Origin of the sequence: Streptomyces sp. NBC_01478, assembly GCF_036227225.1 — a bacterium.
GTDB lineage: Bacteria > Actinomycetota > Actinomycetes > Streptomycetales > Streptomycetaceae > Streptomyces.
This window is the reverse complement of the sequence record NZ_CP109444.1, coordinates 9,428,512-9,447,275: the sequence shown is the minus strand read 5'-3', so window position 1 is coordinate 9,447,275 and position 18,764 is coordinate 9,428,512. Positions and strand designations below refer to the sequence as shown.

At 69.5% G+C, this 18,764-nt stretch carries 16 protein-coding genes and 2 pseudogenes; 11 read left to right on the top strand and 7 right to left on the bottom strand.

The window, feature by feature from the left end; all coding sequences use genetic code 11:
- Positions 1–2: 2 nt before the first annotated feature.
- From OG223_RS42310 to OG223_RS42300, 3 genes are all read right to left on the bottom strand, one after another.
- Positions 3–2,504 carry a SpoIIE family protein phosphatase gene (locus OG223_RS42310; RefSeq protein WP_329260912.1) on the bottom strand — a complete coding sequence of 834 codons (2,502 nt, stop codon included), beginning with the start codon at positions 2,502–2,504 and terminating at the stop codon, positions 3–5.
- A gap of 150 nt (positions 2,505–2,654) precedes the next feature.
- The gene (locus tag OG223_RS42305; RefSeq protein WP_329260909.1) at positions 2,655–5,045 is read right to left on the bottom strand and encodes an MFS transporter; all 2,391 of its coding nucleotides are present in this window, start codon (positions 5,043–5,045) and stop codon (positions 2,655–2,657) included.
- Between the two features lie 166 nt (positions 5,046–5,211).
- Entirely contained in the window at positions 5,212–5,655 is a 444-nt protein-coding gene (locus OG223_RS42300) for an SRPBCC family protein (protein WP_329260906.1), read from the bottom strand.
- 180 nt (positions 5,656–5,835) lie between these two features.
- Here OG223_RS42300 and OG223_RS42295 point away from each other — a divergent pair.
- A pseudogene (locus OG223_RS42295) lies at positions 5,836–6,069 on the top strand (Rv2578c family radical SAM protein); the annotation flags it as partial.
- Between the two features lie 715 nt (positions 6,070–6,784).
- Here OG223_RS42295 and OG223_RS42290 read toward each other — a convergent pair.
- Positions 6,785–6,949, bottom strand: a complete 165-nt coding sequence (locus OG223_RS42290; RefSeq protein ID WP_329260904.1) for a hypothetical protein — start codon at positions 6,947–6,949, stop codon at positions 6,785–6,787.
- 798 nt (positions 6,950–7,747) lie between these two features.
- Between OG223_RS42290 and OG223_RS42285 the strand changes: the two genes are divergently transcribed.
- The 6 genes from OG223_RS42285 to OG223_RS42260 all read left to right on the top strand — a co-directional run bounded on the left by OG223_RS42285 (position 7,748) and on the right by OG223_RS42260 (position 13,164).
- Entirely contained in the window at positions 7,748–9,685 is a 1,938-nt protein-coding gene (locus OG223_RS42285; RefSeq protein WP_329260902.1) for a RiPP maturation radical SAM C-methyltransferase, read from the top strand.
- Entirely contained in the window at positions 9,667–10,254 is a 588-nt protein-coding gene (locus OG223_RS42280) for a DUF5825 family protein (RefSeq protein WP_329260899.1), read from the top strand. Before OG223_RS42285 ends, OG223_RS42280 begins: the two co-directional genes overlap by 19 nt.
- A 30-nt stretch (positions 10,255–10,284) precedes the next feature.
- The gene (locus tag OG223_RS42275) at positions 10,285–10,626 is read left to right on the top strand and encodes a hypothetical protein (protein ID WP_329260896.1); all 342 of its coding nucleotides are present in this window, start codon (positions 10,285–10,287) and stop codon (positions 10,624–10,626) included.
- Positions 10,619–11,560 carry a hypothetical protein gene (locus OG223_RS42270; RefSeq protein ID WP_329260894.1) on the top strand — a complete coding sequence of 314 codons (942 nt, stop codon included), beginning with the start codon at positions 10,619–10,621 and terminating at the stop codon, positions 11,558–11,560. Before OG223_RS42275 ends, OG223_RS42270 begins: the two co-directional genes overlap by 8 nt.
- Position 11,561: 1 nt before the next feature.
- A complete protein-coding gene (locus OG223_RS42265) occupies positions 11,562–12,344 on the top strand; it encodes a class I SAM-dependent methyltransferase (protein WP_329260892.1) in 783 nt (260 codons plus the stop codon).
- 520 nt (positions 12,345–12,864) lie between these two features.
- Positions 12,865–13,164 (top strand): hypothetical protein, encoded by a 300-nt coding sequence (locus OG223_RS42260; protein WP_329260890.1) that lies wholly within the window; start codon positions 12,865–12,867, stop codon positions 13,162–13,164.
- A 99-nt stretch (positions 13,165–13,263) separates the two neighbouring features.
- Here OG223_RS42260 and OG223_RS42255 read toward each other — a convergent pair whose 3' ends face one another.
- Both OG223_RS42255 and OG223_RS42250 read right to left on the bottom strand, forming a co-directional pair.
- A complete protein-coding gene (locus OG223_RS42255) occupies positions 13,264–14,040 on the bottom strand; it encodes a transposase (protein WP_329265768.1) in 777 nt (258 codons plus the stop codon).
- A gap of 6 nt (positions 14,041–14,046) precedes the next feature.
- Positions 14,047–14,214 (bottom strand): hypothetical protein, encoded by a 168-nt coding sequence (locus OG223_RS42250; RefSeq protein WP_329260887.1) that lies wholly within the window; start codon positions 14,212–14,214, stop codon positions 14,047–14,049.
- A 62-nt stretch (positions 14,215–14,276) separates the two neighbouring features.
- Between OG223_RS42250 and OG223_RS42245 the strand changes: the two are divergent.
- From OG223_RS42245 to OG223_RS42230, 4 genes and pseudogenes are all read left to right on the top strand, one after another.
- Positions 14,277–15,105 (top strand): annotated as a pseudogene (locus OG223_RS42245) (radical SAM protein); the annotation flags it as partial.
- A 139-nt stretch (positions 15,106–15,244) separates the two neighbouring features.
- Positions 15,245–16,825 (top strand): alpha/beta hydrolase, encoded by a 1,581-nt coding sequence (locus OG223_RS42240; protein ID WP_329260884.1) that lies wholly within the window; start codon positions 15,245–15,247, stop codon positions 16,823–16,825.
- A 66-nt stretch (positions 16,826–16,891) separates the two neighbouring features.
- On the top strand, positions 16,892–17,290 hold the full coding sequence (locus tag OG223_RS42235) for a RidA family protein (RefSeq protein ID WP_329260882.1): 399 nt from the start codon (positions 16,892–16,894) through the stop codon (positions 17,288–17,290).
- A 40-nt stretch (positions 17,291–17,330) separates the two neighbouring features.
- On the top strand, positions 17,331–17,864 hold the full coding sequence (locus OG223_RS42230; RefSeq protein ID WP_329260880.1) for a GNAT family N-acetyltransferase: 534 nt from the start codon (positions 17,331–17,333) through the stop codon (positions 17,862–17,864).
- Between the two features lie 16 nt (positions 17,865–17,880).
- Here OG223_RS42230 and OG223_RS42225 read toward each other — a convergent pair whose 3' ends face one another.
- Positions 17,881–18,456 (bottom strand): adenylosuccinate lyase, encoded by a 576-nt coding sequence (locus OG223_RS42225; RefSeq protein ID WP_329260877.1) that lies wholly within the window; start codon positions 18,454–18,456, stop codon positions 17,881–17,883.
- Positions 18,457–18,764 lie beyond the last annotated feature (308 nt).

Sequence of the window (18,764 nt, the reverse complement as noted above, 5' to 3'; positions counted from 1 at the left end):
CTTCAGCGGCGGGGCAGGGTGAGTTCGAACCAGACGGTCTTGCCCGCGGTCGTACGGCTGGCGCCCCATTCGCGGGCGAGCGCGCCGACCACGTGCAGTCCGCGTCCGTGCTCGTCGTCGGGGCCGGCGCTGAGCAGGGAGGGCAGGGTGGGGTCGTCGTCGTCCACCTCGCACAGCAGGGTGTCGCCGCGCACCAGACGCAGTTCGATCCGGCGGCCGTGGGAATGCCGTACGGCGTTGGTGACCAGCTCGCTCGCCAACAGGGCGGCGGTGTCGGCGAGTCTGGCCAGGCCCCACTCGTGGACCTGTTCGCGGACCGCCGCGCGGGCGCGGGCGGCCTGGGCCGGGTCGAGGGTGAGCCGCCACTCGGCGACGTCGTCCGGCTCGATGCCGTTGAGGCGGGCCATCAGGAGCGCGACGTCGTCCTTGCGGCCGCCGCGGGTGTTGAGGGTGCGGATGATGGTGTCGCAGGCGTCGTCCATGGACGCGGCCGGATGCGCGGCGGACTCGCTCAACGTCGCGAGTCCTACGCCGATGTCCTCGCCGCGCACCTCGACGAGTCCGTCGGTGCACATCACCAGCCGGTCGCCGGGCTCCACGCGCACGCGTACCGCCTCGAAGGGCACCCCGCCGACGCCGATGGGCGCCCCGGTGGGCAGGTCGAGCAGTTCGCTGCGGCCGTCGTCGGCCCGCACGATCACCGGCGGGATGTGGCCCGCGTTGGCGATGTGGAGTTCGCCGCCGATCGGGTCGTAGATCACGTAGAGGCAGGTCGCGAGGTACGAGTCGCCGAGGCGCTGGGCCAGGTCGTCGAGGTTGCGGAGGAGTTGGGCGGGCGGGAGGTCCATGGCGGCCATGGTCTGCACGGCGGTGCGCAACTGGCCCATCATCGCGGCCGAGTTGAGGCCGTGGCCCATGACGTCGCCGACGACGAGCGCGGTGCGGGCGCCGGGCAGTTTCACCGAGTCGAACCAGTCGCCGCCGACCCGGCCGAGGAGTGTGCCCGGCAGATAGCGGGTGGCGATGTCGCAGCCCGCCATGCGCGCCGGGATGTGCGGCAGCATGCTGTCCTGGAGGGTCTCGGCGACACTCTCCTGGTAGGTGTACATGCGCGCGTTGTCGAGCACGAGGCCCGCGCGGGCGGCGAGTTCGGCGCCGGTGACGCGGTCCATGTCGTTGAACTCGACGCGCTCCGGGTGGCGCAGCAGGATCATGAAGCCGAGGACGACGTTGCGGGCCTTGAGCGGGACGACCAGCATGGAGCGGCCGGTGATCAGCGGCCGGATGTCGCGCTTCTCGAACTGCGAGGCGATCATGTGCCCCATCTGCTCGCTGATGCGCGGCACGAGGACGGGGTCGCCGGTGGTCATGCACTGGAAGAACGGGGTGTGCGCCGGGAACGGCATGGCCTCGCCGACCGGTACGACGTCGTCCCAGCGGCCGGGTTCGTCGGTGTGCTCCAGGGCGACGCGGTGCCACATGGTGGTGGTGTCGGGCACGCCGTCCGGGAACCCCTCGCCGGCGACGACCTGTTCACGCAGATAGGTGCCAGCGACGTCGGTGAACTTGGGGACGACGGCCTTGCTGACCTCGACAATGGTCTGCGCGAGGTCGAGCGAGGTGCCGATGCGGCCGCTGACCTCGTTGAGGAACTCCAACCGCTCGCGTACGGCGGCGTATTCGAGGTCCTCGCCCTCGTCGTCGGTCTCCTGGGGCACGGGCCGCCCCTCCGCGACCGCGAGGGCGACCCGCTCGCGGCGCGCCTTGCGCTCGGCGCGGCGGGCGACGCCCCAGTCGGGGGTCACCGGCACCCGCTCGTTCTGGCTGAACTCCAGGACGGGATAGCCCAGTTCGAGGACCTGGGCGACGATGCGGGCGCTCTCGTCGACGCTCATGCTGGGCAGGATCTCGGGGAGCCTGCGGGCGAGTTCCTCGGCGCCGGGGAAGTCGGTGTGCAGGGCGAAGCCGGGGGCTATGCGCTCGAAGGCCACGTCCCCTTCGGGGAGGTCCTGGCGCAGGCCGCCCGCGTCGGCGGCGAGCACGAGCAGCCGCTCCTGTCCGGGGCCGACCAGGGGGTAGGCCCACCACAGGACGTCCACACGGTCCCTCCCCCAGTCTTCGGCCGGCGGGACACCCGTCTCGCTTCGCTCGGGGACGGTGAGGCGGGCGCGGCCCGCGGCCGGGTAGGACAGCCGTCCGTCGAGGGAGGACTCCAAATCGGGGCCGAGTCCGTCGTAGGCGGTGAACGCGCCGTAGGGACCGGTCTCCTCGTCGTCGGGCAGGGCGCCGGAGACGGGGAGGAGGTCGAGGGCGGGCTGGCCGATCGCCTCTTCCCTGGTGGCGCCGAACAGGCGTCGGGCGCCGCGGCTCCAGTGCGAGACCAGGCCGTCGCGGTCGACGAGGATCACAGCGAGGGGGATACGGCCGGCCGCGGAGTATTCCGCCACCGCCTCGTCCCCGGCCCCGCGGCCGGGAGGTGTCTCCCGTTCGGTGCCACGGTCCATGGCCCAGGCCCTCTCTCCGCACGGCTCCGCAAGATCTGTTGCGCCACTGACCACGCTACGGGGGCGGCCGGTGGCGATGTGTGGCATTCCTGGAATTGGTTCCGGCCGATCCGCACCGGCGTGCGCCTGCGCGCCCCCTGGGGCGGGGGGTCAGTCCTCGTGGCCGAGTTGCAGATCGCGCTCGGTGCGTCCCCCGCCCGCCACTTGGAGCACGGTGGCCACGGGCGGATACCCGGCGGCGATCACCGTGTACTCGCCGGAGGACAGATCGACGAACCGGAAGGTGCCGTCGGGTCCGGTGGTGAGGGTGTCGACGACGTTGCCCGCCGCGTCGAGGAGCGTCACGCGCGCGTCCTCGACGGGGCGCCCGCCGCTCGCCCTGACGGTGCCGCGCAGCAGGGCGCCGCCCGCGAGTTCGACGTCCTGACGGGTCTCGCGGGACGCCTGGACGCTGACGGGGAGCGCGGCCGGGCGGAACGCGGGCGCGCTGGCGGCGAGGGTGTACTCGCCGGCCACCAACTCGCTGATCACATAGGTGCCTTCGCGCCCGCTGCGGGTGCCGGCGACGACCTCGCCGTGCACGTTGGTGAGCGTCACGGCGGCCTCCCGCACCGGGGTGCCGTCCGCGGTCAGCACACTCCCGGCGAGGCGTCCGGCGCCGCCGAGGACGACGTCCAGTTCGACGGGCCGCTCCCCCACGGTCACGGACACCGCCTGCGGCTGGTGCCCGCCGGCCGCCGCGATCAGGACGTACGCCCCGGACCCGGGCGTCGACAGCGCGTACCGTCCGTCCGCGCCGCTGGCGCCGCGCCCGATCTGCTGCCCGGAGACGTCGATGAGGGTGAGCGCGGCCCGGGGCACGACGGTCCCGTCCGGGTGCTGCACCGTGCCGCAGACCGGGATTCCGGCCGCGTAGGACGAACGTGCCTGCGGGATCGGGGAGTTGAGGGGCGCGGTCTCCGAGGTCTCGGCGGGGGCGTTGTGGGACACCAGTGGTCTCTCCTTGAGGAAGAAGGCGATGAGCAGGCCGAGGGCGAGCACCGGCACCAGGTAGAGGAAGATCCGGGGCATGGCGTCGGCGTAGGCCCGGATGTAGCTGTCGCGCAGCGCCGGGGGCAGCGTGTGGACGAGCTGCGGGGTGATGGACTGGGGGTCGGGGAGGCCGGCACCCGCGCGCGTGGGGAGGCGTTCGCGCAGGGCGTCGGCGAGCCGGTCGGCGAAGAGCGTGCCGAAGATCGCGGCGCCGACGCTGCCGCCGATCTGCCGGAAGTAGTTGTTGGCGCTGGTGGCGGTGCCGAGGTCGGCGGGCCGTACGGAGTTCTGCACGGCGAGGACGAGGACGGGCATCACCATGCCGATGCCGGCGCCGAGGACGGCCATCCAGACGCTGTACTGGAGCCGGGACGTGTCGACTTCGAGCCGGGACAGCAGCCACATGCCGAGGGTGGCCAGCGCGCTGCCGAGGACGGGGTAGATCTTGTAGCGGCCGGTGTGGCTGATGAGTTGGCCGGAGACGATGGACGCTCCGACGATGCCGCCCATCATGGGCAGCATCAGCAGTCCGGACTCGGTGGCGCTGGCCCCGTCGACCATCTGCAGGAAGGTCGGCAGATAGCTGGCGGCGCCGAACAGCGCGACGCCGATCACCAGGCCCACCAGAGCGGTGACGTTGAAGACGGCGTCCTTGAACAGCCGTAGCGGGATGAGGGGTTCGGGCGCGAAGCGCTCGGCGACGAGGAAGAGGACCGCGGCGGCCACGGCTCCCGCCCCGAGTCCGAGGATCACGCGCGAGCCCCAGCCGTACTCGGTCCCGCCCCAACTGGTCAGCAGCACCAGGCACGTCGACGCGGCGGCGAGGAGCAGTGCGCCGAGGAGGTCGAGGCGCGCCTTGGCGGTCGGCCTCGGCAGTTTCAGTACGACGGTCACGACGGCGAACGTCACCACGCCGAAGGGCACGTTGACATAGAAGCACCACCTCCAGGAGAGGTGGTCCGTGAAGTAGCCGCCGAGCAACGGGCCCGCCACGGAGGCGAGTCCGAAGGTGGCGCCGATCAGGCCCATGAAGCGGCCGCGCTCCCGGGGCGGCACGATGTCCGCGATGATCGCCTGCACGCCGATCATGAGTCCGCCGGCGCCGATGCCCTGCACCGCGCGGAAGGCGATGAGTTGGTCCATGGACTGGGCGCGGCCCGCGAGCGCGGAGCCGACGACGAAGACGCCGATCGCGAACTGGAACACGCTCTTGCGGCCGAGGAGGTCGCCGAGTTTGCCGTAGACCGGCAGGCCGATCGTGGAGGTGAGAAGGTAGGCGGTGATCGCCCAGGACATCTTCTCCAGGCCGTGCAGTTCGCCGACGATCTTGGGGAGCGCGGTGGCGACGATCATCTGGTCGAGCGCGGCGAGGAGCAGGGCGAGCATCAGCCCGAGGAACACCAACCGCACGCGGCGCGGGCTGAGTTCGGCCTTGTCGACGGGTGCGGGGACGGGTGTTTCCGGGGGTGCCGGGGCCTGTTCGTCCTGCACCAGAGTCGTCCCGCCCACGTACCGCTCCCCTCGTCGCGCCTGCCGCACAATTCCCGCTTTGGGCGACAACTGCGAGCAAGCGTGACGAGTTACGGCGTACGCCCGGCCCGGACGGAGATCCACCCGAACCGGTGAGGGACGCCGTCAGGGCGTCAACACGCCCTGGGGGCTTGGCCCTTGGGGCCTACTTCTCGACCTCGGCGGCGAGCCTGTCGAGCACCAGGTCGTAGATCCGGCCGAGGCCCTTGGGGGCGAAGGTCCGCTCGAAGAAGCCGCCGATGCCCGTGGCGCCGTTCCAGGTGCTGGTCACGACGACGCGGGACTTGCCCTCGCCGGCCGGGGTGACCCGCCAGGTGGTGACCATGGTGGAGTTGCGGTCCTTCTCGACCAGTTCGCCGTCGGTGGGCTCGCTGACCTCCAGGAGGCAGTCGCGGACGCGCTTGCTGGTGGCCTGGAGCTTCCAGTGGACGAGGGTGCCCTCGCCGTCGCCGCCCTCGCGCACCTCGTACTCGCTGAACTGCTCGGGCAGCACCTTCGCGCGCGTGCCGCTGTAGTCGGCGAGGGCGTCGAAGACAGCCTCCGCGTCGGCTGCGACGACCCGCTCGGTAGTCGCCTCGACCTGCGCCATCGGTTTCCTCCAGGACATGAGTCAGGACATCGGTTGTCGGGGTCGGGGCAAGCCAACCACCCCCGCCCACGGCCACCCAAATCGGGGTGCCTCAAGGCGTCGGAAGCGATCGGGAATGACACTTGCACAGTAATTCGAACAAGTGTTTCACTCGAGGGGCAGGCCTACCTAGGAGGCGTCATGCGCTGGGAGAACCTCACCCTGGAGTCCGGCGGTCACAGCCGGGCGGCCGACGCCGCGCTGTTCGGCGCGGACGCCGTGGTCAGCCGTACGTTCGACACACCCGCGTTCCGCGGGATCACCTTCCACGAGGTGCGGGCCCGCTCGATCATCAACCGGGTGCCGGGGGCGTCCCGCATGCCCTTCGAGTGGACGGTCAACCCGTACCGGGGCTGCTCGCACGCGTGCGTGTACTTCACTGCCTGACCCTATTGAGCCCAGGAGGGCCGATGCTCAGCACTCCGAACGCGGACAAGGCCTGGAAAGGCATGACGAGGTCATTCCCGACCCCGGAGGCGCCAGGCCAGTATGCCGCCCCCAGCAAGGCGGAGAGGACGGCTTACGCCGTGCTCCTGCATGGACCGGCCGCGCGCTCAGGCGGCACCGGCGCGAGTCAGTGGCTGCTGCTGCGCGACCGCACAGCGAAGCGCCAATAACCGACGCACCAGCAGCAGCCGCACTTCAGGAACGCGTCAGCCGCCCAGGACGCCGTCGAGGTAGTCCTGCACCAACCCGTACAAGCCGCGCGGAACCAGCCTGCGGACAATCGAGGCCAGGACCGTTACGGCCTGATCGGTAGCCGTGCTCAGCAAGACACGGGCTCCCAGGCATACGCCTGTTGAAACTCCTGGCCCTGGAGCGACTTGTTCTCGCCGAGCAGCCAACGGACACGGCTTGCTGAGATCCGCGACAACTTGATCGCCCGAAGTCACCGAAGCCGAGACGGAAGGCCGGCTCGGCGAGGTCGAAGGTCTCCAGGTCAGCCTGGCTGGCGCCGAGGAGAAGCTTTAGTGGTCGTCGCGATGACACGCCCCGATCATCCGCCACTTCAGCGGCGTGGCCGTTAGCGCGCCACTCGTAGACGGTAGTGATCGCCGACGTCCTCGTTCCCTCACTCCTCGTCATCGACTCACCACGCAAGGCCTTCGGCAACAACGCCCCCGACCACGATCGCGGACAGTCCCCGGGCGCAGGCCTGCGGTATGAAGTGCGTGTACGTGCGGAGCGTGAACGCGGGGTCGGAGTGCCCCAGCCACTTCGCGAGGGAGGCGATCGACTCACCTGCTTCGAGCATCACGGAGGCGTACGTATGGCGCAAGACGTGGAAGCCGTGCTCGCGGCTCGGCTCCCAAACCTGCGACGGCTTCTCCCCCGGCTGTTGCGCGGGGAGCGGAGAGACAACTCCCGCAGTCCCAAGCGCAGGCTTCCGCGCCCCGGTGTTCCAAGTGGTGCGGTTGATCGCGCCGCCCCGCCGTGTGTACACGAGCAGCCGGACCGTCACCTTGCGCCGGTTCTCGCGTGCAAGGTCCCTTGGGGGGACCGAAGTACAGCCGCGACTTGTGCAGGAGGATCTGCCGCTCCACGTGCACGAAGCCGTCGCGGACATCGTCCGGGCTGAAGCCGAACACCTCACAGGGAACAGGGGCTCAACGGAAACAGCCCTGTCTTGAACAGACCGTGTCCTGTGTGGTTGAGCGGAGCAGCCACCTGCAAGTGCCGACCCGTAGCGGTGGCGTCGGGTCCGGTCCGCTGAGCGGAACAGAGCACGACAGCCCGCTCTGAACAGCCCACGCTGTCCGGTGAGTTACGACTCGCCGGCGCAGCTACGCACCATTCGCGTGTCGGCCCCATCGAGCGACTGAGGGGAGGAACGCCGTGGAGAAGACAGTCGTCGACAACGACCCGCAGACCGAAGGCACTGAATCGGCCACGATCACGATACCGATCATAACCGGCAGGTTCTGACGAGGCCCACCTGATCTGGGTTTTCCATCGCTTCCGGTGCGGCCGGAAGTTCGGGCCGCACCGGAAGCGGTCAACGATCACGCCTCGCCCCGCATTTCCGGAAGCGCGGGCTCGCACCGGAGGGCATATGAAGATCACGCTGGTCAGCATGCCGTGGGCCTCGATAGCAACTCCCTCGCTCGCACTCGGGATCCTCTCGAAAAAGATCGCGGCCACGTTTCCGGAGATTGAGACGGAGACCGTGTACGCCAACATCGACTTCGCGGACTGGATGCATCACCAAGGCGGATACGGTGCCGTCGACTTCGGCTTCTTCTCCCTGCAGAGCTATTTCATGGGATGCGGCGACTGGGTGTTCTCCTCCGCTCTCTACGACGACACCTCGTGGCGGGTCGAAGAATTCACCCGCGAGATGGCGGACCGTATCAGCGCCGAGCAGATGGAGACATGCCTGCGGCTACACCGGACAGCCCCCGGCTTCATCGACGCGCTCGCGCGGCGGATCGTCGCCGACGGACCCGATCTCGTGGGCGCGACCTCGACGTTCCAGCAGAACGTGGCATCCCTCGCACTGCTGCGGCGCATAAAGGAGTTGTCCCCGGCCACGAAGACCGTCATGGGCGGCGCCAACTGTGACGGCTCGCAGGGCGAAGCGCTGCACCGCAACTTCGACTTCGTCGACTACACCGTACGCGGCGAGGGGGAGCGGACATTTACGCAACTCGTCGCGGCCCATCTCCCCGATGGCGCCGACGACAAGGTGGACATCTCCGGCGTTCCCGGCCTGTGCTGGCGCGACGGCGACACGAGTGTGAGCAATCCGCTGTCCGATCGCCTGCTGGCACCGGGCGAGATCCCGTCGCCCGACTACGACGCCTACTTCGACCGGATGCGGCGATCCCGCGTGCAGTCCTGGTTCGAGCCCGTGCTCGTGGTCGAAGGCGCACGCGGCTGCTGGTGGGGTGAAAAGCACCACTGCACCTTCTGCGGGCTCAACGGGTCGGCAATGACCTTCCGCAGCAAGAGTCCGCACACCTATCTGGAGGAGATTCTCACGCTCGCCGGACGTCACCGCGTGCTGGACTTCTACGCCGTTGACAACATTCTGGAGATGTCCTACCTCGACTCCGTCCTGGCCAAGATCGCCGAGGCGCCCTTCGACCTGCGTATCCAGTACGAGGTCAAGTCGAACATGAAGTTGTCACAGATCGCCCAGTTGCGCGCGGCGGGAGTGGTCAGCGTCCAGCCGGGCATCGAGAACCTCAGCACCCGCGTGCTGGGAATCATGGACAAGGGGGTGAGTGGCACCCTCAACGTACGCTTTCTCCGGGATGCCGAGAGCAACGGACTGTCGGTGGCGTGGAACTACCTGTACGGGTTTCCGGGTGAAACGCAGGCCGACTATCTGCCTGTCATCGAGCAGCTTCCGGCCCTGCATCACCTTCACCCCTCCTCCGGAGCCGGCAGGATCGCGCTGGAGCGTTTCAGTCCCTACTTCGACCGCCCCGAGCTGGGCTTCGCCGACCGCAGCCCGCACTGGCAGTACGAGCTCATTTATGACCTGCCGGACACCGAACTGGCCGACCTGGCCTACCTGTTCGACACCGACGACCGGGGCATCGAGAGCACGGTCGCCGACCGCCTGGACGAGGCCCTTCAGGAATGGAGCGAGAACTACGTCCACAGCCGCCTGTCCTACGTCGATCTCGGTGACCGCATCGAACTGGTCAACTCCCGGCCGGGTTTCACCTGGCGGTCCATGACGTTGGACGACCCGGTCGAGGTGGAGTTGTTCCATGCCCTGCACGACCCCAGATCCCTCGATCAGCTGGTAGGCCGCGCAACCCGGCGGAGCGACGCCTGGGACAAGCCCCGTGTCGAGGCCCTGCTCGCCGACTGGTGCCGCCAAGGGCTGATCTTCGTCGAGGACGGTCGCGCCCTCCATGTCGCGACCGAGGACGAGAACCAGTTGATGTGCCGCATCCGACGTGAGTCGCAGAAGTCCGGCGGGCCTGAACTGGCCCTGGAGCTGGCCGAGGAGCCCGCATGCCTGACGATCTCCTGACCCCGTCCACCGCCTCGGACGGCCTGCTCTCCGGCGAGCAGGTCAGCGACCTGTACAGCCGCGGCATCCGGTGCGTCGCCCTCGACGAGCCCGTATCGCTGCGCTCCCCCACCCCGCGCGATCTGCGCGCTCTGGACTTCGTCCGGAACGCCACCGGCCGGGGTCTGCTGGTGCGCTGGCACCTACGGGCCGGCCGCCGCGCCGATCCCGCCCTGACGGCACATCACCTGACCCACCTTCAACCCCCGGTCTCGCTCGACGGCGGCCGGTCCGTCGAGCGCCTCGCCGAGTGGAGGACCCGGTTCTACGTCGGCCGCTGCGTGTGGCGCCGCGGCCCCGGATTCGTGCAGATCCGCGACCGGCGGGACGGAGTATTGCAACGGTTCGATCTGATCCAGCCCGAGTATGTGCAGGCCGTGACCCTGCTGGAGGATCAGCGGGCGGACGGCGTCGACCCCAAGGTCCTGGCCGCGCTGCGCGCCGAGCACCTCGTTCTGGACTTCGGCGGCCGCGACTGGTGGGCACCGTACCGGATCGACCGGTGGCCCGTGCCGTCCATGGTCCTTTGACCCGTCCCGTCACGTACCGAAGGAGCCGTCGTGATCAACGACATCGCCGCAGCGGTTCTCGGCTGCGGGGCGGTGGGCTGGCTGGTGTGGCGTGGATTCTGCACTGAGCCGGGCGCGTTCGGCTCCTGGCCGATGTTCGCCAACATCGGTGCCTACCGCGTCCGGCTGCACGACGTACGCGACGGGCAGCCGGTCTACCCGTGGCAGTACGAGGTGCGCCAGGACTACTTCAACTCCCCGGAAGAACTCGGCTCACTGGTGAGCTACCTCAACGAGGAGCACGGCAGGCGCGTCGTGGGGGAGGGCGTCATCCTGACGCACTTCGACCACATCAGGATCGTGGTCAGAAACGGCAGGATCCTCCGTGCATGACCTGCTGCCCACCGCGTTCCCGGTGCACGGAACGACGGCCGGCCCCTCACTGTGCTTCTTCCGCCTGGTCCTGGGAACGGCTCTGCTCTGGAAGATCACCGCCGACCACGTCTTCGGCATGGCGCGGTTCTTCGACCTCGGCCCCAAGTCCCTGCAGCGCTGGCGCTACGAGCACGACGAGATGTCCGTGAAGCTGCTGCTGAGCCCCACGGCCTTCAGGGTCTTCTACGCCGCCCGTGCCCTCGCGGTGCTGTGCGTGCTCGCGGGTGTGCTCACCCCGTTGGCCTCGGCAGTCGTGTCCGCCTGGTGCATCTTCGAGTTCACCTGGGACCGCAAGTTCAACACGCTGTTCCTGGGGGCGATGTGCCTGCCGTTCGTCTTCGCCAGGGGGGCCGACACCTATCTGAGCCTGCAGTCGCTGCTGGACGCCCCGTCCCCGGGCGCATTCTTCGATCCCCGACGGGTGCCCGGGGAAGGGCGACCGTCCTGGCCACAGGCCGCCGCCGTCGTGCTGGTGTTCCACCTGTACTGGAGCAGCGCCTGGCACAAGGCCATCTCTCGCCAGTTCACCAGCGGGTACACCCTGCAAAGGGTGTTCGAGCAACTGGCCTCCGTGCGCGACGACCTGCCCGGCGGACCGCGCGAATATTTCTTTCCCGACTGGTTCACCCGCCGCTTCGCCACCGCCGACCCGTCGCTCGTCGCCCACCGATGGCGCCTCCCCTCACTGGCGACGATCGCCGTGGAGGCCGTCCTCCCCCTCCTGCTGATCTTCCCCGCCACCTGGCCTGCGGGTGCACTTCTCGGTCTGCTCACGCACGTCTCCTTCACCACGCTACTGCCCAAACGCCTCGTGCCCTTCGGCCTCACCTCGGTGGGCGCCTACGTGCTCTTCCTTCCGCAGCACACGTTCGTGACCCTGATCGGAGGCTGACATGACGGAACAGACGGTGTGGGCGCCCACCAGTTTCGGCGCCCGCGCGCACGACTACGACCGGCTGCGTCCTGGCTACCCCGCCGAAGCCGTCACCGAGACCCTGGCCGCCCTGGGTGGCGACCCACCCGGCACCGCGCTCGACATCGGTTGCGGCACCGGCAAGCTCGGGGTCACCCTGGCGGCACTCGGCCATACGGTCACCGGTCTCGAGCCGGATGCGCGGATGGCGGCCGTCGCCTCGGCCAACGGGTTGGCCGTCGAGGTCGGCGCCTTCGAGACGTGGGAGCCCGGCAACAGGCGGTTCGACCTGGTGGCATGCGGCCAGGCATGGCACTGGCTGCACAGCGGAGAGCGGTCGGACAAGGCGGCGCGGTGCCTGCGCCCGGCCGGCCGGATCCTCCTCGCCTGGAACTTCGGCTCCTACAGACTGCGCAACAGCGCCAGTTTCAACCGTGTCTACGCCAATGTCCTGCCCGATGGCCTGCCCCCCGGGCCGGGTGGCAGGACGTCCCTGTCGGAGACCGACCTCGACGGATATGCCGAGGAACTGCGATCCCACGGGTTCCAGCACGTGACGAGGACCGCCGTGCCCTGGCAGGACCGGCTCACCACCCGGGAGTTCTGCGACCTGCTGGGTACCGAGAGCCGCCACCTGGTCCTGCCCTCGGTGGTGCGGCAACGGCTTCTGCGCGAGGTCGCCTCCTGCCTCGATGCCGAGGAGGGCGGGGAGGTCCGCATGGATTACATGTGCCTGGTCGTGGGGGCGTCCACCGCCGCGTGACATGGCCGCGATCATTCCCATCCGATTGGCAGGATCAACCCATACGAAGAGCGCACGGTACCCACGCGTAGATGGACAACTCAGGAAGGCCTGCCGTGGGCGTCTCACACTCTCCGAACCCGTCAGAGCAACCGTCGGAGAGGTGGTCCCGGCGCGGCCCCCTTGCCGTTTCCGGGCGCCGTACCCGCGGTTGCTGCCCTGACCCGGGTGCAGTGGTTCGGCCGATGCCTCTGCGGACACCGAGGCAATGGCGTCCGCGAAGACCGCCGCGACCAAGATCGGCGGATCGCATCTCCGAACTGCTGGAGCAAGCCGGGCTCATCGTCACCGCGCAACGGGTGCAAGCTCTCGGCCAAGAGGCGAAGGAAACGATCGCCGGCTTCATGATCCATCAACCGGAATAGCCTGGGCTCGGTGAGAACCCGTCCCCGGTTGGCTTGCGGCAGGGGGATCCCCTGATGTCCTCGTGATGGTGTTGATGGTGTTCGTGCGGCGGGTCAGAGGGATGAAGGCGGTGCTGGTGCCCAGGACGCCGGCGTGCGGGCTCTTCAGCAGAACCCCGAGCCGTACGGCCTGGTCGGCGGGCGGGAACGCGTACGCGTGGACCGCGGCGGAGCAGTTGGCGAGCCTCGCGGATCAGGTCCAGGAATGGGCGGTGGAGGCGCTGTGGTCCGAGGGCGCACCGGCGGTCCGGCCGCACTGCCCGGCCCACCCGGACATGCATCCACCGGCGGCGACGATCGTGGTCAGCTCAGCAGTGTGGGTGTGCCCGAAGAGTGGAGCGACGGTGGCCCGCATCGGGGAACTGGAGCACTGTTGAACCCCTTCCGCGGTCCACAGGAACGTGACCGCTTCTGGGCTGGATGAAGGTCTCCAAAGACTGTCCGCCTGGCCTTCGTAGGCGAGGAAGCACCGCAGGTTACAGGCCCACATCGCGGCTGCGGATGTCGTCCGGGGACTCGCGGCGTACGAGGAGGCGGGCGTGGCCGTCGCGTACGGCGGCCACCGGTGGGCGGCCGACCAGGTTGTAGCCGGACGCCATGGAGAGGTGGTAGGCGCCGGACACCGGCACGGCGAGCAGGTCTCCCGGGCGTACGTCGTCGGGGAGTTCGACTTCGGCGGCCAGGATGTCTCCGGCCTCGCAGTGCCGGCCCACGACGGTCACTCGGGCCGGGTCGGCGGTGCTGTGCCGGCCGATGAGGCGTGGTGCGTACCGCACGCCGTACAGTGCCGGCCGCGGGTTGTCGCTCATGCCGCCGTCCACCGCGACGAACAGCTGGTCGCCCGTGCGCTTCACGGCCAGCACGTGGTGGAGCGCGATGCCTGCCGGGCCGGCGATCGCACGCCCCGGTTCGATGATCAGGCGCGGCACGGGGAGCCGGGCCGCGGCGCACGCCTCGGCGAGCTCGGTGCGTACCCTGCGGGCCAGCGTGGTCAGGTCGAGGGCCTCGTCCCCAGGGCGCATCTTGTTCGCGAGCTGCACCACATGGAAGTGATCGACCACGACGGTGGCCTCGGGCAGGCCGGTGCGGATCGCGGAGCGGTAGATGGCCGACATGTCGATGGCGACGTATCGGATGGCCTTCCTCCAGGTCAGAGACGTGGTGGAAAGCCAGGCCAGCACGTCGGCGACGGTGTGATCCGGGCCCCGGCCGGTATCTGCTCGATCTGCTCCCTGAACGACCGTCGTGGACAGGCCGTCTCACGGCACCACCAGCGCCGCTTGTGCCAGACGAACTCCAGCCCGCTCTGCCCGGGCCGAGGCGTCCGCCGTGGCCAGGTGGACCCGGCGCCCACCGCACTGAAGCCGCTCGACCCGCATGACGGACACTCCGTCGAGGTCCAGCAGCAACGTCGTATCGTTGACCAAGCCCGTGGCTCCCAGACGATCGTTCTGCGTAGAGAACAGAAATGATCAACCAGGACCACGGGCGTCCTGCGTCCAGTACTTGCGTGTACTGCTTCGCCCGCAAGTCGCACAGCTATCTGGACCTCGACACCGGCCTCGGCTTCGACTCGCAGATCGTGGTCAAAATGAACGCGCCGGAGCTGCTGCGCCGCCGGCTCGGCTCACGGCGCTGGCTCGGCGAGCACATAGCGATGGGCACGAACGTCGACTGCTACCAGCGCGCGGAGGGCCGCTACCGGCTGATGCCGGGCATCCTGGGCGACCTGCGCGACCTGCGCGAACCCCTTCTCGATCCTCACGAAGGGCACGCTGATCCTGCGCGACCTGGACCTCCTGGTGCAGGCCTCCGAGGTCACCGAGGTCGGCATCTCGGTCTCGGTCGGCTTCACCGACCCGACGCTGTGGCGCACGGTGGAGCCCGGGACGCCCTCCCCGGAGCGGCGCCTGGACGCCGTACGCACGCTGACCGAGCACGGCATCGACGTGGGCGTCCTGATGGCCCCGGTGATCCCCTTCCTGAGCGACCACCCGGCCCAACGGCGCGCCACCGTAAGGGCGATCGCGGCCTCCGGGGCCACCTCGGTGACTCCCCTGGTGCTGCATCTGCGGCCCGGCGCCCGCGAGTGGTTCATGGCCTGGCTCGGGCAGCATCATCCGCATCTGGTGCGCCGCTACGAGCGGCTGTACGCGGAGGGCGCGTACGCCCCGAAGTGGTACCAGCGCCGGATCACCCGTCAGGTGCACGACCTGGCGCAGGAGTACGGCATCGGTCCCGCGCGCGCGGGCATGCCGCGCCGGATTCCCGAGCCGGCGGAACCGGTGAGCGAGCCGACGCAGCTCTCGTTCATCTGACGGCGTTCGAGCGCATCCGGCGGCCCAATTGGGTCAAGTATCGGCCGAACAGGTTCTTCCGGTCCGACTTTTCGGGACTATGCGGCGAGGACCGACCGCGAGACCCGCGGTCCGCCGCCTCTCCGTCCTGGGAGGACACATGAGAAAACGCGCAGCAGTGCTGTGCGGTGCCGCCGTCGTCGTGGCCGGGACGGTCACCGCTCTCCCCGCCGACGCGAGCACCGCGCATTCCGCGACCACCGTCCAGGCGGCGAAGCTCGGTTGGAAGAGCTGTGCCACCACCGACTATCCGACGCTCCAGTGCGCGAGCGTCAAGGTGCCGCTCGACCACGCGAACCCGCACGGCAGGCAGATCACGCTCGCCCTGTCCCGCGTCCCGCACACCGCGAAGACGTACCAGGGCCCGCTGCTGGTCAACCCCGGCGGCCCCGGCGGCAGCGGACTGACCCTCGCGGGCTTCGTCGCGTCCTCGCTGCCCAAGGCGGTGGCGTCCCAGTACGACGTCATCGGCTTCGACCCGCGCGGCGTCGGCAAGAGCACCCCCGCCCTCGACTGCAAGCCCGGCTACTTCAACCCGGTGCGCCCCGACTCGGTGCCGAGCACCCCGGCGCTGGAGAAGGCCAACCTCACGCGCGCGAAGTCCTACGCGGCGGCCTGCGGCAAGAAGTACGCGAGCGTGCTGCCGTACATCGACACCGTCAGCGCCGTGCGGGACATGGACTCGATCCGGGCGGCGCTCGGCGCGAAGAAGATCAACTACTTCGGTTACTCGTACGGCACCTACCTGGGCGCCGTGTACGCCAAGCTCTACCCGGAGCGCGTGCGCCGCCTGGTGCTGGACTCCATCGTCGATCCCACGGGCGTCTGGTACGACGACAACCTCGGCCAGGACTACGCCTTCAACGACCGCCAGCGGGCGCTCATGGAGTGGATCGCGAAGTACGACTCCACGTACAAGCTCGGCACCGACCCGGCCAGGATCGAGGCCAAGTGGTACGCCATGCGGAAGGCGCTGGCCAAGAAGCCGGCCGGCGGGAAGGTGGGCGCCTCCGAGCTGGAGGACACCTTCATCCCGGGCGGGTACTACAACGGCTACTGGCCCTACCTCGCCGAGGCGTTCGCGGCGTACGTGAACGACAAGAACGTCGATCCGCTGGTCGAGGCGTACGACAACTTCGCCGCGATCGACGCCTCCGGGGACAACGGGTACAGCGTCTACACGTCGGTGCAGTGCCGTGACGCGTCCTGGCCGCGCGACTGGAACCAGTGGCGCAAGGACAACTGGGCGGTCTATGACAAAGCGCCCTTCATGGCCTGGAGCAACGCCTGGTACAACGCGCCGTGCGCGTTCTGGCCGACGAAGTCCGAGCACCCGGTCAACATCGCCAACGGCAAACTGCCGCCGGTGCTGCTCTTCCAGGCGACGAACGACGCGGCGACCCCGTACGAGGGCGGCGCGACGGTCCACCAACTCCTCGCCGACTCCAGCTTCGTGGTCGAGGAAGGCGGCGGGAACCACGGCATCACGCTGAGCGGTAACACCTGCCTGGACAAGTACCTCGCGACGTATCTGACCAACGGCAAGGTGCCGCGCAGCGGTGGCGAGGTCGACGCGGTGTGCCAGAAGACACCGGACCCGAAGCCGCTGACCACGGCGAAGGCGGCGACGAGCACGGCACACGGTTCGACGCTGCACGGCCTGCTGGGCTTCCGCGGCTGAGCCCCGCCAGACGGTCCTTCGGGGGCGGGAATCCTCGTTGTCAGACCCATGGTCCACCATGGACGCATGAGTGAGCTGACGAGGATTCCCGCCCCCGACGGCGTCGCCCCCGCGACGGCCTACACACACGTCGTCGTGGGCACCGGCCGCTTCGTCGCGATCTCCGGCCAACTCGCCCTGGACGAGGACGGCAAGCTCGTCGGCGAAGACGATCCGGCCGCGCAGGCCCGCCAGGTCTTCGAGAACCTCCGCCGCTGCCTGGCCGCGGCCGGGGCCACCTTCGACGACGTGGTCAAACTGACCTTCTTCGTCACGGACATGGCCCACATGCCGGCGATCCGCGCGGCCCGCGCGGCGCACATACCCGACGACCGGCTCCCCGCCGCCTCCGCCGTGCAGGTCGCCGCGCTGGTGCGGCCGGAGTTCCTGATGGAGATCGAGGCGTTCGCGGTGATCGGCGAATAATCAGCGGCCGGGCCGGCGGCCGAGTCCTTAGGGTGCCGCCATGAACGACGTCGAGCCCCTCCAGATCCGCCCCATGGCCCTCGCCGACTGCGACCGCGTCTCCGAGATCCGCGTCCTCGGCTGGCGGTTCGCGTACCGGGGCCTCATGCCGCAGCCCTTCCTCGACGCGCTGAGCGCGAAGGACGACGCCGAGCGCCACCGGGCTCGTCTCGCGCAGGGCGACGGCAGCGTGGTGAACCTGGTGGCCACGCGGGGCGCGGAGATCGTCGGCTGGGTGGCGTTCGGGCCTTACCGGGACGGCGAAGTCCGCACCGGGGACGTCGAGTTGTACGCCCTCTACCTCGACCCGCGCCACCTGGGCACCGGCGCCGGCCGGGCCCTGACGCAGGAGACGCTACGGCGGTGCGCGGCCCTCGGCCACGACCACGTGCTCCTCTGGGTCGTCCGGGACAACGCCCGTGCCCGCCGCTTCTACGAGCGGGCCGGATTCCGGGCGGACGGCACGGAGGAGCCGTACGAGGTGGCGGGAGTGCTGGTGCCCGAGCTCCGGTACGCCAGGAAGCTGACGCGGTAAGGGGGTCGTGAGCGGCTCACCGCTGCCGTGGGATCCGGCCCAGCGCGTGCACCGCCGCCTCCGCCAGGGCCGGGTGCGCGAGCGCGTCGTTCAGTACGGGTCTCGCGCGCGGGTCGCCCAGTTCGCCGAGGCCCTGTACGCAGGCGAGGGCCACGCGGCGGTACGGGTCCTGGGGGCGCAGGCGGCGTCGCAGGGTGGTGATGAGGGCCGGGACGGACTCGGGCGCGTGGAGGTCGGCCAGGAGTCGGACGGGGTGCAGGGCGTAGGCGACGCGGAGTTCGTTGGTGGCGAGGGCGGCTGCCGCGCGGGCGGTGCGCGGGTCGTCGAGGCGGGCCAGGGCGTACGCCGCGGAGGCGCAGCGTGCTGGCTCGCGATGATTGAGGAACAGGACGAGGGACTCGAAGGCCCGCCGGTCGCCCGCGAGGCCGAGGCGGAACGCGGCCAACTCCCTTGCCCACAGCGGACGGCCGGGGGCGGTGAGCACTTCCGCCAGTTCGTCGAGGTCGTCGGTCGCCGCGAGTTCCTCGTACGGCGCCGCCCCTCCCGACTCCTGCCGTAAGCGCTCCGTGAGTGATCGCAACTCTTCGTCCATGAAACCGAGCCTATGGGGGTCGCGGGACAGACGGGACCTACATCACAAACTCCGGGGGCTGGCGCGCTCGTTACCCACCGGTTAAGCTCAGGTGAGCGAGTTACCCACTCGCGTACCTCCTTACGGCGGCCTGGTGACGCAGCCGCCGTGAGTGCAGTCGGTTCGGTACTTCGTGTGCCGCAGTACGACACGGCTTGGGACAGAGCCGGTCGGAACTCTCAACTCGCCGGGCGTGTGCGCTCGTTGCCCGGCACCACCCGCACTCCTTCTCGCACCCTGTGCGCCCCTCGGCGTACGGCGCGCGCTCC

Excerpts from the sequence above, each read along its gene's own strand:
- OG223_RS42310 (WP_329260912.1), bottom strand. The coding sequence starts at position 2,504 with ATGGACCGTGGCACCGAACGGGAGACACCTCCCGGCCGCGGGGCCGGG.
- OG223_RS42300 (WP_329260906.1), bottom strand. The coding sequence starts at position 5,655 with ATGGCGCAGGTCGAGGCGACTACCGAGCGGGTCGTCGCAGCCGACGCG.
- OG223_RS42290 (WP_329260904.1), bottom strand. The coding sequence starts at position 6,949 with ATGCTCGAAGCAGGTGAGTCGATCGCCTCCCTCGCGAAGTGGCTGGGG.
- OG223_RS42285 (WP_329260902.1), top strand. The coding sequence starts at position 7,748 with ATGAAGATCACGCTGGTCAGCATGCCGTGGGCCTCGATAGCAACTCCC.
- OG223_RS42280 (WP_329260899.1), top strand. The coding sequence starts at position 9,667 with ATGCCTGACGATCTCCTGACCCCGTCCACCGCCTCGGACGGCCTGCTC.
- OG223_RS42265 (WP_329260892.1), top strand. The coding sequence starts at position 11,562 with ATGACGGAACAGACGGTGTGGGCGCCCACCAGTTTCGGCGCCCGCGCG.
- OG223_RS42240 (WP_329260884.1), top strand. The coding sequence starts at position 15,245 with ATGAGAAAACGCGCAGCAGTGCTGTGCGGTGCCGCCGTCGTCGTGGCC.
- OG223_RS42235 (WP_329260882.1), top strand. The coding sequence starts at position 16,892 with ATGAGTGAGCTGACGAGGATTCCCGCCCCCGACGGCGTCGCCCCCGCG.
- OG223_RS42230 (WP_329260880.1), top strand. The coding sequence starts at position 17,331 with ATGAACGACGTCGAGCCCCTCCAGATCCGCCCCATGGCCCTCGCCGAC.
- OG223_RS42225 (WP_329260877.1), bottom strand. The coding sequence starts at position 18,456 with ATGGACGAAGAGTTGCGATCACTCACGGAGCGCTTACGGCAGGAGTCG.